General features: G+C 36.0%; 16 protein-coding genes. 8 read left to right on the top strand and 8 right to left on the bottom strand.

The window, feature by feature from the left end; translation table 11 throughout:
* Positions 1-117: 117 nt before the first annotated feature.
* A complete protein-coding gene (locus ABH957_RS20370) occupies positions 118-399 on the bottom strand; it encodes a gamma-type small acid-soluble spore protein (RefSeq protein WP_002091122.1) in 282 nt (93 codons plus the stop codon).
* A gap of 125 nt (positions 400-524) precedes the next feature.
* On the opposite strand from ABH957_RS20370, the gene ABH957_RS20365 reads away from it, so the two are divergent.
* On the top strand, positions 525-701 hold the full coding sequence (locus ABH957_RS20365) for a hypothetical protein (protein ID WP_404512116.1): 177 nt from the start codon (positions 525-527) through the stop codon (positions 699-701).
* 239 nt (positions 702-940) lie between these two features.
* Here ABH957_RS20365 and mutY read toward each other — a convergent pair whose 3' ends face one another.
* Positions 941-2,038 (bottom strand): A/G-specific adenine glycosylase, encoded by a 1,098-nt coding sequence (gene mutY, locus ABH957_RS20360; protein WP_404512114.1) that lies wholly within the window; start codon positions 2,036-2,038, stop codon positions 941-943.
* Positions 2,039-2,187: 149 nt separating this feature from the next.
* Here mutY and ABH957_RS20355 point away from each other — a divergent pair, with 149 nt between their 5' ends.
* Positions 2,188-3,168: a metal-dependent hydrolase gene (locus ABH957_RS20355; protein WP_002010329.1), complete on the top strand. Its 981-nt coding sequence runs from the start codon at positions 2,188-2,190 to the stop codon at positions 3,166-3,168.
* Between the two features lie 24 nt (positions 3,169-3,192).
* Here the strand turns inward: ABH957_RS20355 and ABH957_RS20350 are convergent, their stop codons facing one another.
* Complete coding sequence (locus ABH957_RS20350) at positions 3,193-3,459, bottom strand: YfhJ family protein (RefSeq protein WP_002010328.1); 267 nt, start codon at positions 3,457-3,459, stop codon at positions 3,193-3,195.
* A gap of 122 nt (positions 3,460-3,581) precedes the next feature.
* Here ABH957_RS20350 and ABH957_RS20345 point away from each other — a divergent pair, with 122 nt between their 5' ends.
* Positions 3,582-3,740: a small, acid-soluble spore protein K gene (locus ABH957_RS20345; protein ID WP_002010326.1), complete on the top strand. Its 159-nt coding sequence runs from the start codon at positions 3,582-3,584 to the stop codon at positions 3,738-3,740.
* Between the two features lie 32 nt (positions 3,741-3,772).
* A complete protein-coding gene (locus ABH957_RS20340; protein WP_000122093.1) occupies positions 3,773-3,925 on the top strand; it encodes a YpzG family protein in 153 nt (50 codons plus the stop codon).
* Positions 3,926-3,989: 64 nt separating this feature from the next.
* Here the strand turns inward: ABH957_RS20340 and ABH957_RS20335 are convergent, their stop codons facing one another.
* A complete protein-coding gene (locus ABH957_RS20335) occupies positions 3,990-4,307 on the bottom strand; it encodes a YfhH family protein (protein WP_002139556.1) in 318 nt (105 codons plus the stop codon).
* Positions 4,308-4,316: 9 nt separating this feature from the next.
* Entirely contained in the window at positions 4,317-5,129 is an 813-nt protein-coding gene (gene recX, locus ABH957_RS20330; RefSeq protein WP_002029629.1) for a recombination regulator RecX, read from the bottom strand.
* Between the two features lie 81 nt (positions 5,130-5,210).
* Between recX and ABH957_RS20325 the strand changes: the two genes are divergently transcribed.
* The 4 genes from ABH957_RS20325 to ABH957_RS20310 all read left to right on the top strand — a co-directional run bounded on the left by ABH957_RS20325 (position 5,211) and on the right by ABH957_RS20310 (position 8,422).
* Complete coding sequence (locus tag ABH957_RS20325) at positions 5,211-6,116, top strand: TIGR01777 family oxidoreductase (RefSeq protein WP_002140287.1); 906 nt, start codon at positions 5,211-5,213, stop codon at positions 6,114-6,116.
* Positions 6,117-6,263: 147 nt separating this feature from the next.
* Positions 6,264-7,394: an amidohydrolase gene (locus tag ABH957_RS20320; protein ID WP_113937957.1), complete on the top strand. Its 1,131-nt coding sequence runs from the start codon at positions 6,264-6,266 to the stop codon at positions 7,392-7,394.
* A gap of 240 nt (positions 7,395-7,634) precedes the next feature.
* Entirely contained in the window at positions 7,635-8,192 is a 558-nt protein-coding gene (locus ABH957_RS20315) for a GNAT family N-acetyltransferase (protein ID WP_404512112.1), read from the top strand.
* A 110-nt stretch (positions 8,193-8,302) separates the two neighbouring features.
* Positions 8,303-8,422 carry a YfhE family protein gene (locus ABH957_RS20310; protein WP_000358484.1) on the top strand — a complete coding sequence of 40 codons (120 nt, stop codon included), beginning with the start codon at positions 8,303-8,305 and terminating at the stop codon, positions 8,420-8,422.
* Positions 8,423-8,948: 526 nt separating this feature from the next.
* On the opposite strand, the gene ABH957_RS20305 is transcribed toward ABH957_RS20310, so the two are convergent.
* From ABH957_RS20305 to pflB, 3 genes are all read right to left on the bottom strand, one after another.
* Positions 8,949-10,115 (bottom strand): diglucosyl diacylglycerol synthase, encoded by a 1,167-nt coding sequence (locus ABH957_RS20305; protein WP_002139554.1) that lies wholly within the window; start codon positions 10,113-10,115, stop codon positions 8,949-8,951.
* Between the two features lie 411 nt (positions 10,116-10,526).
* Positions 10,527-11,258, bottom strand: coding sequence for a pyruvate formate-lyase-activating protein (gene pflA / locus ABH957_RS20300; protein WP_305927018.1), 732 nt, complete (start codon positions 11,256-11,258; stop codon positions 10,527-10,529).
* A 69-nt stretch (positions 11,259-11,327) separates the two neighbouring features.
* Entirely contained in the window at positions 11,328-13,577 is a 2,250-nt protein-coding gene (gene pflB / locus ABH957_RS20295; protein ID WP_113937958.1) for a formate C-acetyltransferase, read from the bottom strand.
* Positions 13,578-13,635: the final 58 nt, after the last annotated feature.

Raw genomic sequence — 13,635 nt, 5'->3', positions numbered from 1 at the left:
TCAAGAAAAATTAAACCACCTATCCCCTAAAGAATTTAGGGAACAGATGGTTTAGGTGTTTTGATATGTGTCCCGTTTTCGGGGTTCACTTCAAATTGGAGAAGTGTTTTTCTTTCATTACTCGTTTGAACTAGAAGATTGTGATTGTTTTGCAGCTGATTGTGCATTTTGTTTTTTCACTGCATGCACATCTGTTTCAGTTGCAAACTCTGTACCATAACTAGCATTTGCACTTTGAGCACCAGAAGCTTGTGCTTTCTGTGCCTCTGATTGTGCGTTTGCTTGTTTTACTGCTTGTACATTCGTTTCAGTTGCAAACTCTGTACCATAGCTAGCATTTGTACTTTGAATGCTAGCACCAGAAGTTGCCTTATTATAACCTTGTTGTTTTTTACTCATCTTTCTCACCTCCACAATCAATAATGTAACCAATTCACTTAGAAGTTATCCTTAATTTTCTTTTAAAAAATTCACGCATATATCTCTTATCACTCATTTAAACTACATATGATGGAGGTGGGAATATGTATACTGGACGTGATATGACTGAGCTAACTATGATTTCCAAAAATGAATGGAAAGCGGATGAATTAGCTTATTTTCATCATTCATTTCAGCAAATTATGCCTTATCTAAATGTAGAGGGCCAAACGTTTTATAAAGAAGTTGTGAAAGAAATCGAGTCACGGGGCGGATTATAAACGCGTGGATTTTCAACCTCAAAATACAAATTTATTTTCAATATAAAAAACGTGTTCCAAAGTTCTGGAACACGTTTTTTATTATTTATCCCGCTATTTGCCGGGCAGTAAGACCCCACCTCAAAATGCAGCGAAAGCAAAGAAGGTAGGTTGGGGCCTTGCTGCCCATAAAAGCCCGATTGGTGAAGGCTAATAATCAGTGGGGGATGAAGAAAACCCCCACTGATTAAAGTTTCACTTTACTGCATTGTAATTTTCTCAACACACTTTTCGTAAATTGTACGATGTGATTTCGAGAAAGGTAACTGTTCAAACGCTTTTTTCGACACAAACTTTAATGTATCCGTTTCGACAATATTACCTGTTACTTTTCCGTAAAATATAAATATATCCCAAGTACGATGTGTAAAAGTATGTTGTACATTCATCGCGTATTCATCAATAGAAACAGAGAGATCAAAGCTCTCCTTCATATAATCCGTAAGCTGTTGTTTTTGATTACGAATACCTTCACTTAGTTCAATATTCGGGAACTCCCACATATTAGCCAGTAATCCCGTACTTGGGCGTTTATTAATTACGTAACGGCCATCTTCAGTTTGAAGTACTCCTGCAACGAGCGGTACCATTGTAGGTGCTTTCGCTTTACTCTTCACTGGTAGTTCTTTTTGAACACCTTCAGCATACCCTCTGCAATGTTCACGTACAGGACAAAGTAAACAAGATGGATTTTTCGGTATACAAATTAATGCCCCTAATTCCATCAAACCTTGGTTAAAATAAGATGGATTTTCTATAGAAATAATTTCACGCACAATCTCTTCAAAAACTTTTCTCGTTTTCGGTTTTGCAATATCATCCCACACTGATAAAATACGAGATAATACGCGCATAACATTTCCATCAACCGCTGGCTCTGGTATTCCATATGCAATGCTTAAAATGGCACCTTTTGTATATGGTCCCACTCCTTTTAATTTTTCAATTTTCTTTACATCGCTCGGTACTGTCCCGCCGTATACTTCTTTTACCTCTTTTACTGCAGCATGTAAATTTCGTGCTCTAGAATAATAACCTAAGCCTTCCCATGCTTTTAATACTTCTTCATCATCGGCAGTTGCTAGCGCTTCAAGCGTAGGAAACTTCCCCATAAAATTTGCGTAATATGGTTTTACAGCCTCTACCCTTGTTTGCTGTAACATAATCTCTGAAACCCAAACACGGTATGGATCTTTATTTTTTCGCCACGGTAAATCACGTTGTTCTTTTTCAAACCAACCAATTAAATCATTTTGAAACTGTTCTATGTTAAACTCATTTAATATTTCAAGTGTCAAACTTGATCCCCCTCATTTTTTTGCATATACGTACTATTATAAAGATTTTAGGAAAAAATTTAAGTAAGATGACATAGGAAATAGAAGGCAAAGGACTTGAGGTATCGAATAAAAAGAGTTACATTAATAAAAAACGGAGGTGGATTTCTATGGACACAGCCACTCACCTTGTTATGGGCGTTACTCTAGGCAGTTTGGCAACATTAGATCCAGCTATAGCACAAAGTGATATTGGGCCACAAGCAGTAATGCTTGCAACAATTGCCGGTTCCAATATTCCTGACATCGATACAGTTTTAAAATTGCGTAATAACGCTAAATATATAAGAAATCATCGCGGGATTACTCATTCCATCCCTGCAGTGATCCTTTGGTCACTCCTTATAAGTGGCATCTCTTTCGCCTTCTTTTCAGACGCTCCCTATCTGCATCTGCTACTTTGGTCATTTATTGCCGTCTTTCTTCATGTCTTTGTGGATATTTTCAATGCCTATGGTACACAGGCATTAAGGCCCTTCACAAAAAAATGGGTAGCGCTCGGCATAATTAATACGTTTGATACTGTCATTTTCTTTATCCATATACTAGCTATCGCCTGTATGCTTGTCGGAGCACATAAAGGCTATACTGCTTTAGCAGCGTATATATTAATGTTTGTTTACTACATTGGCCGCATTATGATGCATCGAAATATCAAAAGTGTAGTATACAAACGTTTCAAAAATGTAGAGAAAGTAATTATTTCTCCTTCTTACAAGTTTTATCATTATCATTTAGCCGTCGTTACAACTGAACATTACTACGTCGCAAGATGGCACCGCGGTAACATCCTTGTATATGACAAATTCGATCGCGTACCGTTCCCGAATACCGCCATTATGCAAGCTGCTGTGCGAGATGAAAATATATCTGCTTTCTTATCTTTCTCGCCTGTATATCGCTGGGATATTTTCGATTATGATAACTATTATGAAGTTCGCTTTATTGATTTGCGGTATCGAAGTAAAGATTATTATCCATTCGTCGCAATCGTTCAGCTCGATCAAAATTTGAATATTATTAGTTCATATACAGGATGGATTTTCAGCGAAGAGAAACTTCGAAAGAAACTGGAATTGCTTCCACATTAAAAAAAGCGACCTACGTCGCTTTTTTTAATGTTTCAAATGATCTTCTTGATTGATTAAATGGCTATACTTCGGATTATTTGTACGCATTTCATGAAGGCGCCCTCCATGATTATTAACCCATGTTCGTACCACTTGTTCAGTCATTTCCTCACCTTGGTAACGACCTGATTTAGCATAAGTTGTTCGGAAGTCTTCCCACAGTAATTCAACCCATGCACGAGCTTGTGCGTAAGAAAGGTTGTCATTTTTATCTAATAATTCTTTCGTTAATGTTTCATAAATATCATTCATGTTCTATTCTCCTTTTACCTATTTATTCCCTTAATTTCTAAAGGATAGTTTCTTCTATTTTGCACATTCTATAAGTGATACTTCTTAAAGAGGTATCAACTGATAATGAGGGGGCGTTCTTAATGGGTAGACAAGCCGAATTTTGGTCTGAGTCAAAAAACAACAGCAAAATCGACGGTCAACCGAAAGCGAAATCACGCTTCGCTTCGAAACGACCTAACGGCACAATTAACACGCACCCACAAGAACGTATGCGTGCTGCAAATCAGCAGGAAGAGTAGTACAAATTAAATTCCTACACGAGGTGATAAAGATGAGCTACCGTGATCGTTTAGATAGTCGTTCTGAATTATTTAACCATACGTGGACTCGTCCGAAACATGCGAAAGCGCAAGTTAACGGACAGACGCAACAAACCCAGTCTCTCATTATATTGGCAAACGAATGTAAAAAACGCCAATTTTAGAATCTCCTATCTCCTTTAACGCCTACCAAAGATAAAAACCAGAGAGAGATTCACTCTCTGGTTTTTATTTTTCTTGCAATAGGGAAATCGGTATTCCAATTTCTTCCTTATCATTTTGCTTATATCCCCAAGCAAATACCCCATTGAAATACGTAATTTTAAATACCACACCAGGTTCTTCTACTAATTCATATGTCTCACCAATATGGAATTTATTTATATCTATCATATAAGCACGAGCCATAGCCATTTTTCTCATTAATACATCGAATTCATTTACAATTCCAAGTTGCTCAGCCTTTACTGCTTGCTCCTTCAAAACCCCAATTTCTTCCCTTAGCTCATGTGGTGTCATTTCACTGTAGCGTTTTGGCATACCCATCTTATTTCCTCATCCCTCTTCACGTTTCATTTGTAAAAATATATCTATCTCATCAATAGAGAATCCTTTTCGATATAACGCTTGCTTCACCTTATTTTCGAATGTCCAACCATCATACTTCTTATATTTCTCATAATATTTATTCCCATGATAGTGTAACGCTTCTTGTTGCTGTTCGTCATCTTTTTCGTCTTTCAATTCTTCCAAACAAATTTGAATCACATCTCTAGAATATCCTTTACGAACAAGCATTTCATCTAACTTTAGCTTCATTTGTAAAAATGAATGCTTTTGATAAGATTTTTTCTTCTTTTCTATAAGAAACAAAGCATTCTCCATTTGCTTCTCCTTTGGATACTCTTGTAAACTATGTGTAATGATTAAATCCTGAACACCTTTACTTAATAGCCCTCTCCTAATAACAGTTGGACCTTTTTGATTCACATTACTTTGCGTTCGCACGTATGAAATAGCGTACTCTTTATCATTAATATATCGATCATGTAATAATTTCGAAACGACTTCAGAGATGATGGCCTGTCCCACTTCTTTTTTTCGTAAGAAATCTTCTATTTCTTGTTTTGTTCTCATTTGATAGGATAAATAGGAAATCGCTTGTAAATATGCTTTTTGTACCTCTTCATTGTACAAAATATTCCCTAACGCTACTTCATCAATTTCTAAGCCTTTTTGTAACCCATGTTTCATTAAGATTGATTGATTCACACTAAACCCGTACTCTTCGCCTTGACCTTTATCAATATAAATATTAAATCGTTCTTTCGATCGTTTTTGCACTTCTATTTTTGTAATGACAGTCATACTCTCACCTCTCTATTATTTTAACATAGTCAAGGAACATTTTTTCTTTTCAAGAATATATATAATGAGGAGGAAATGATTGTGAAAATCGCAATTTCTGGTGGCTCTGGCTTTATAGGCAAATCCCTTTCTAGTTTTTTTATTCAAAAGGGATTTACTGTTTACATTCTTACTCGAAAAAAAATTGCTGAAACTTCACACACTAACCTTCAATACGTACAGTGGACACCGGATTTACAGACCTTCCCTCTCTCCTCTATCGATGTAGTTATTAATCTAGCCGGAGAATCTATTAATAGTAGATGGACAAAAAAACAAAAAGAATCAATTTTAAACAGTAGAATTCAAACAACAAAAGGACTCATTAAACAATTACAAACACTTGAAACAAAGCCACACACATTTATTAATGCAAGTGCCATTGGATACTATGGGACATCTGAAACCGAATCTTTTACAGAACAGCAAGAGACTCCAGGAGATGACTTTTTAGCAAACACAGTATATTTGTGGGAGCAAGAAGCATCTAAAGCCCGCTCCATTGGAATAAGAACTGTCTACACAAGATTTGGAGTCGTATTAGGCGCAGATGGAGGAGCTCTTCCAAAAATGCTACTTCCCTATCAATTATATATCGGCGGTACACTTGGATCTGGAAACCAATGGTTATCATGGATTCATATAGACGATGTCGTTCGCATGATTGATTTCATCATTCACAAAAAAGAAATTGACGGACCTTTTAATATTACAGCGCCAACGCCAATACGGATGAAAGAGTTCGGTGAAATTATTGCCACTATAACTAGGCGACCTCATTGGCTACCTGTTCCTTCATTTGTACTTCGCGCTTTACTCGGTGAGATGAGTATACTTGTATTAGAAGGGCAACATGTATTACCCAATAAAGCTATTAAACATGGATATCAATACACATTTCCAACAGTTAACCATGCATTACAAAATATCCTCTTGCATACAATGTAGTACTTTTAAAATACAGTTTTACGGGTAGTCTATCTCCTCCAAGACTTCTTACTTTTTAAACACCGGAGCATTACTACACGAAAAACCTTTCAGTTACTTTGTCTAAACCTATTCTACACATTACAAGGTGACGGAAATGAGGTATCTATGAAAATATTGCTCAAACAAGCCATTGTATATCCTATTACATCCCAAAAGTTTCAAGGAGATGTACTCGTTATAGGAGAACGCATTGCCGCGGTCAAACCTCATATTGATACTACTCAGGATATGACCGTTATAGATGCACGAGCTCTTCATCTCTTGCCTGGATTTATTGATGTTCATACTCACCTTGGCCTCTACGATGAAGGTACTGGTTGGGCTGGTAATGATGCAAATGAAACATCCGAAGTTTCAACACCACATATCCGTTCTTTAGACGGGATCCATCCTTTTGATATTGCATTTCAAGACGCTGTACAAAATGGTGTTACGACTGTTCACGTGATGCCTGGAAGCCAAAACATTATCGGCGGTACTACTTGTGTAATAAAAACTGCTGGAACTTGTATTGATCATATGATTATTCAGGAACCTGCTGGTTTAAAAATTGCCTTTGGAGAAAATCCTAAAAAGTTCCATAGCAACGGCACAAAAGAATCAATAACACGTATGGGAATTATGGGGTTACTTCGTGAATCATTCTACGACGCACAACACTACGGGCATGAAGCTGATTTTCGAATGCTACCTATTTTAAAAGCACTCCGCCGAGAAATACCGGTACGTATCCACGCTCACCGCGCAGATGATATCACTTCAGCTTTACGCTTTGCGACAGAATTCAATCTTGATTTACGTATTGAACATTGTACAGAAGGACACTTTATTGTTGAAGAGCTTTCGAAACACAATTTAAAAGTTTCAGTTGGACCTACTCTTACACGACGTTCGAAAATCGAATTAAAAAACAAAACGTGGGATACTTATCATATTTTATCGAAAAATGGAGTAGAAGTTTCTATTACAACCGACCACCCTTATACACCAATTCAATATTTAAATGTTTGCGCTGCTATTGCAGTAAGAGAAGGATTAGATGAGAAAACAGCGTTAGAAGGAATCACTATTTTCCCAGCTCGAAATTTACGTTTGGAGGATAGAATTGGAAGCATTGAAGTTGGAAAAGATGCTGACCTCGTGTTATGGACACATCATCCTTTCCATTATTTAGCCAAGCCTGTACTCACTATGATTGACGGAAAAATAATTTACAAAAAAAATAAAAAAAACTAGTTTATTTTTTTGACTAGATACAGTATTATACGATTATAAACTGAATGAAACCATAATCAATTTGTGTCGTGATTATCATTTTCAAATTGATGAATGGGGAAGGCAAATGGTGCGCCACCAGCGTTAGAAACTGGTTCTAGTGGGTTCGATTCCCACCCCGAAATTTTTTAAAGATTGATATAAAAATTTCGAGGGTGGGTGCTTTTTCGTCATGCTACCCTCGTGTGAGGAGGAGTTAGTGTGTTGAAAAAACGCGACTTACACGACAGCCACGTTCTATACGAATTAATGGTGGATCCTGCTGTCTTCCCTTTTGTGCGTCAAAAGGCCTATTCTTATGAAGAATATTTATTTTTAACGAAACAAACAATCGAAGCCGAAGAGCGTGGAGAATTAATCTCACGCACAATTTTAGATGAATGGGGTAACCCCATCGGCACAATTACTTTATTTGATGTGCAAGAAAAAGCTGGATTCCTCGGAACTTGGCTTGGCAAACCATATCATGGTAAAGGATATAATAAATTGGCGAAAGATTCATTTTTTAGCGAACTTTTCTATGAATTAGATATTGAAACGATTTTTATGCGTATTCGTAAAATAAATATTCGGTCTATTAAAGCTGCCGAAAAACTACAATATGTAAATCTAGCAAACGAAACAAGAAAAACCGTTTATGATGAAATTAACGCGCATAAAGAAGTATATAATTTATATGAAATTCCAAAAGATCAGTATACACTTGCAACAATGCGAGATACAACATTCCAAGAAGCACACCAATTAAAAGAAGCGTAATCTAAAAATTCAGAAATGATAATTAATCATTACTAGTTTGACATATATGTATATCACCCCATGTCTTTGGAAACGATAGATAGTGACTTTAGGACACGAGGTGATTTGTAATGGATAAAAAGAAACGTGATAAAGCAAAAAACACATTATCTAGTACACAAGAAGTTCTCTATCAGCGAGAATTTCGAAAAGCAGATCGTGCAGCGGGCTATCGCTCAAAAAGTATTTAAAGTGAAACTGAATAATTAGAAGGTTTCCCCCCTAATTATTCAGTTTCATTACATAAGATTTTCCAATGAATTAGCAAAAAAGGTTCCTTATTTATAAGGAACCTTTTTTGTGGACAACCTTATCCACAAAAACCATAGAATTGTGCATAAATTACAAAAGTATTTTACGAATTCATTTATTTAAATGAATTCTAAACGTGAGAATTGTGGATAATTTTCTAAAAATTGTGGATTATGTGGATATAGCTGTTAATATTCCGATTTTACTGTCTAATAGAAGCGTAATCCTTTGTGGATAAAGTGAAACTTTAATCAGTGGGAGTTTTGTTTATCCCCACTGATTATTAGCCCTCACCAATCGGGCTTTTGCGGGCAGCCCGACCCCAACCTAACTTCTTTGCTTTCGCTGAATTTTGAGGTAGGGGCCTTACTGCCCACAAATAGCGAGATAAGTTAATAATTCACGTTTATTTTTTTTACAACAATAAAAAAAACCCTCTTTAAATGCTTAAAAGAGGGTTTCATATTAAGTAAAAGATTCGGCAAGAACTGGTGATTTAATAGGTATATGATTCGGCTCTGCATGATTTTCTGCCAAAATTGTATCCACAATATGACCAGCTGGCTCAGGACGATAAATACTTTTCATTGCTTCTTTCATCTGAAGAAGCTTCATATCATCTTGTAATAACGCCTCTGTTTTTGCAAAAACTTCACTATCATCACGAATTACAACTGCAGCTCCTTTTTTTTCAAAATACAACGCATTTTCATTCTCTTGTCCTGGGACAGGTTTATATAAAATGACAGGTACTTGTAATGCTGCTGCTTCGCTTAATGTAATACCACCTGGCTTCGTAATCATACAAGAAGTAACACGGAACAATTCATCAATGTTTTCAACATAACCAAATACTTTTAAAGCATCAGAACTTTGTTCCTGTAGTTCCATTAAATCCTGCTTTAAAGCTTCGTTTTTCCCACAAACGACAACTACTTGTAAGTTTGGTACTGACATAAATGACTGGCATAGCTCTTTTACACTCCCTAGCACACCATGAGCACCTGCTACAATTAGTAACATCTTTTTATCCTTACATAACTGATATTTATTATATATAATTGCTGGATTTATCTTTAGCTCAAAACTGCTACGAATCGGAATCCCTGTTTCAACAATTTGTTCTGCAGGTACACCGATATCAACCATCACTTTTTTCACATGATCGGTTGCTACAAAATAACGATCTACTTCTCGATGGATCCATATTTTATGCACGCAAAAATCCGTTAATACGTTATAAACAGGAATAGAAATACCTATTTGCTTTTTCAATTCTGGTACAGCGATGATTGGAAAGGTATTAATAACAATATCCGGTTTCTCCACCTGTAATAGCGTCTTCAAACGCTTTCTCCCAAAATTCGCATACCAAGATGCTATTTTTTTATCGTAAATTTTCTCTACACCATAATAAAACAAACGATATAATTCTTTTCCTACCGTATAGCTTTTTAAATATAAATATTTTGTAATATCGGTTATAACTGGATGTGATTCTCCAAACAAGTCGCATACAATTACATCTTCGATTCCTTTTTGGCGAAATGTTTGTTCTAATGTTTTTGCCACTTGCACATGACCGTTACCGTAATGTGCAGTTAATATTAAAACCTTGGGGTTTTTTATCAAACAAATCCACTCCTAGCTTTTTGTTTCTCCATATTGCATATACGACAATAGGAAAAACATTTTCCTTAAAAACTACATACTCGGATTCTAATACTTTCCTGTTAGCTATGTATCTGTCGTGGATATGCAAAGCATATAAGATTGACCCCTTAATCCTATCTGTGCTCATATCTTTACATTATACTTTCCTATAAGAGCTTTCGCAATAACTTACAAATGTTCTATATTCCATAATACTCACTCTTTTACTTCTTAATTCTTTTTACTATTTTGATTTCCCTTTACAATTATGTAAATTTCTCCGCTTATTCTTTACAAAAATATGGATATTCCCTTTTCAGTATACTCTTTTCTAAATATATACTCTAGATTTTATTATGAAGAAACAAAAAGCCTAACCAAATGTTTAGGTTAGACTGCTTGTAAAATATGTTTTGCATGTTCAACATTTTCTTCTGTCGGTGGATTCACATCCGCAAGTGGATACTTATGTCCAAGTGCCTCCCATTTATAAACACCGAGCTTATGATATGGCAGCACTTCCACTTTCTTAACATTAGATAGACTTTGAATAAAGTTTGATAATTTTTGCAAATCCTCTTCACCATCGGTAACACCGGGAACCAATACATGTCTTACCCAAATTGGTTTCTTTCTATCCGATAAATAACGAGCAAATTGTAAAATGTGTTCATTTGGTTTCCCTGTTAATTTACGATGTTTCTTTGAATCAATATGCTTCAAATCCAATAAAACTAAATCTGTATACTCCATTAAAATATCTAGCTTATTTCGGAATTCTGGTTCTTCAGAATAACAACCGCCAGAAGAATCGATTGTTGTATGGATACCAGCTTCTTTGCACTTTTTAAACAACTGGGTTAAGAAGTCTAGCTGTAATAGTGGCTCTCCACCGCTAACTGTTATACCGCCTCCAGAAGCTTCAATAAATGGAAGGTAACATGTCACATCCTGCATCACTTCTTCAACTGTTATTTCTTTACCTTTACCGATTTCCCATGTATCAGCATTATGACAATATTGACAACGTAATAAACACCCTTGTGTAAATATAACATAACGAATCCCTGGGCCATCAACAGTACCACAAGACTCTACAGAATGTATTCTTCCTTTTACCATGTTACTTCCTCCTTTATTGAAACAGCCTCCCTCCGCTATATATTAAAAGCGGAGGGACACTTTTTTCACTTACATGCTTTCATGCATTGTACGGTTTATTACATCAATTTGTTGTTCACGAGTTAATTTAATAAAGTTAACAGCGTAACCAGATACACGAATTGTTAATTGTGGATATTTTTCAGGATGCTCCATTGCATCCATTAATGTTTCACGGTTAAATACGTTAATATTTAAGTGGTGTCCTTCTTTTATTGCATATCCATCAAGCATAGATACTAAGTTGCGTACTTGTACATCATCTTCTTTACCAAGTGCTTTTGGAATAATAGAGAATGTATTTGAAATACCATCTTGTGCATCTTCATATGGTAATTTAGCTACAGATAATAATGATGCTAATGCACCTTTTGTATCACGGCCATGCATTGGGTTTGCGCCCGGTGCAAATGGTTCTCCAGTACGACGTCCATCTGGAGTGTTACCAGTTTTCTTACCGTATACAACGTTAGATGTGATTGTTAAGATTGACATTGTATGAACAGAATTACGGTATGTTTTATGTTTGCGAAGCTTGTTCATAAATGTTTTCACAAGATTTACTGCAATTTCATCTACACGATCATCATTGTTACCGTATTTAGGGAAATCTCCCTCAATTTCGAAATCAACTGCAATACCATTTTCATCACGAATTGGTTTTACTTGTGCATATTTAATTGCACTTAAAGAATCTGCTACTACAGATAATCCAGCGATACCTGTTGCCATTGTACGAAGAACATTTGTATCATGAAGTGCCATTTCAATACGTTCATAGCTATATTTATCGTGCATATAGTGAATTACATTTAATGTATTTAAGTATAGACCAGCTAACCATTCCATTGTCATATCGAATTTACGCATAACTTCTTCATAATCTAATACTTCAGAAGTAATTGGTGCGTATTCAGGACCAACTTGTGCTTTTGACTTTTCATCTTTACCACCGTTAACCGCATATAGTAATGCTTTCGCTAAGTTTGCACGTGCTCCGAAGAACTGCATTTGTTTACCGATTCTCATTGCTGATACACAACAAGCAATACCGTAGTCATCACCGTAGTCAGGACGCATAATGTCATCATTTTCGTATTGAATTGCTGATGTTTTAATAGACATTTTCGCACAGTAGTTTTTAAAGTTCTCTGGTAATTGTTTAGACCAAAGAACTGTTAAGTTTGGTTCTGGAGCTGGTCCTAAATTATCTAATGTATGCAAGAAACGGAATGAGTTTTTTGTTACTAACGGACGACCATCTAACGCCATACCACCGATAGATTCAGTTACCCAAGTTGGATCTCCAGAGAATAGTTCATTGTAATCAGGTGTTCTTGCAAATTTCACAAGACGTAATTTCATAATGAAGTGATCCACAATTTCTTGTGCTGCTTCTTCTGTTAAAGTACCATTTGCTAAATCTCTTTCAATGTAAACATCTAAGAATGTAGAGGTACGTCCAAGGCTCATTGCTGCCCCGTTTTGCTCTTTAATTGCTGCAAGATAAGCAAAGTATAACCATTGGAAAGCCTCTTGTGCATTTGTAGCTGGCTTAGAAATATCGAATCCATGAGAAGCAGCCATCTGTTTTAACTCTTGAAGTGCACGCATTTGCTCAGATAATTCTTCGCGTAAACGCATTGTATCTTCGCTCATTACACCACCAGTTAAATTATAATCAGCTTTTTTCGCTTCAATTAAATGATCTATACCATATAGCGCTACGCGGCGATAGTCACCGATAATACGTCCACGTCCATATGCATCTGGAAGACCAGTAATAACACCTGATTTACGAGCCGCTTTCATTTCTGGTGTGTATGCATCAAATACACCTTGATTATGAGTTTTACGCCAGTCTCTGAAAATACTGCTAAGTTCTTTATCCATTTCATATCCATACGCTTCACACGCTTGTTCCGCCATACGAATACCACCATATGGTTGTAAAGAACGTTTAAATGGTTTATCAGTTTGGAAACCGACCACTTTTTCAATATCTTTATTTAAATATCCTGGTTCATGTGATGTAATAGAAGAAACAATTTTTGTATCCATATCAAGAACGCCACCGTTTTCACGTTCCTTTGTTGTTAAATCCATTACTTGATCCCAAAGTTTTTTCGTTTCTTCAGTTGCTTCCGCTAAGAAAGAGTCTTCTCCCTCGTAAACGTTTACATTATTTAAAATGAAATCGCGAACATCAATCTCTGCTTTCCATTTTTCACCTTTAAAGTTTTCCCACGCGTTTTTTACATTTTCTAATACTTGAGTCATCCTAATCTCCTCCATTTTTGATTAGTACAGGACTACGTTTTTTTATATAACAGCTTAC

This window comes from Bacillus sp. RC242 (assembly GCF_044908245.1).
Taxonomy (GTDB): Bacteria; Bacillota; Bacilli; order Bacillales; family Bacillaceae_G; genus Bacillus_A; species Bacillus_A mycoides.
This window is presented reverse-complemented; position numbering and strand designations above follow the sequence as displayed.

What these genes read in the sequence shown, in the direction of transcription:
- pflA (WP_305927018.1), bottom strand. Translation starts at nt 11,258, where the DNA reads ATGGTAAAAGGAAGAATACATTCTGTAGAGTCTTGTGGTACTGTTGAT.
- pflB (WP_113937958.1), bottom strand. Translation starts at nt 13,577, where the DNA reads ATGACTCAAGTATTAGAAAATGTAAAAAACGCGTGGGAAAACTTTAAA.
- ABH957_RS20335 (WP_002139556.1), bottom strand. Translation starts at nt 4,307, where the DNA reads ATGGGTATGCCAAAACGCTACAGTGAAATGACACCACATGAGCTAAGG.
- recX (WP_002029629.1), bottom strand. Translation starts at nt 5,129, where the DNA reads ATGACTGTCATTACAAAAATAGAAGTGCAAAAACGATCGAAAGAACGA.
- ABH957_RS20310 (WP_000358484.1), top strand. Translation starts at nt 8,303, where the DNA reads ATGGATAAAAAGAAACGTGATAAAGCAAAAAACACATTATCTAGTACA.
- ABH957_RS20355 (WP_002010329.1), top strand. Translation starts at nt 2,188, where the DNA reads ATGGACACAGCCACTCACCTTGTTATGGGCGTTACTCTAGGCAGTTTG.
- ABH957_RS20345 (WP_002010326.1), top strand. Translation starts at nt 3,582, where the DNA reads ATGGGTAGACAAGCCGAATTTTGGTCTGAGTCAAAAAACAACAGCAAA.
- ABH957_RS20340 (WP_000122093.1), top strand. Translation starts at nt 3,773, where the DNA reads ATGAGCTACCGTGATCGTTTAGATAGTCGTTCTGAATTATTTAACCAT.
- ABH957_RS20365 (WP_404512116.1), top strand. Translation starts at nt 525, where the DNA reads ATGTATACTGGACGTGATATGACTGAGCTAACTATGATTTCCAAAAAT.
- ABH957_RS20320 (WP_113937957.1), top strand. Translation starts at nt 6,264, where the DNA reads ATGAAAATATTGCTCAAACAAGCCATTGTATATCCTATTACATCCCAA.
- ABH957_RS20370 (WP_002091122.1), bottom strand. Translation starts at nt 399, where the DNA reads ATGAGTAAAAAACAACAAGGTTATAATAAGGCAACTTCTGGTGCTAGC.
- ABH957_RS20350 (WP_002010328.1), bottom strand. Translation starts at nt 3,459, where the DNA reads ATGAATGATATTTATGAAACATTAACGAAAGAATTATTAGATAAAAAT.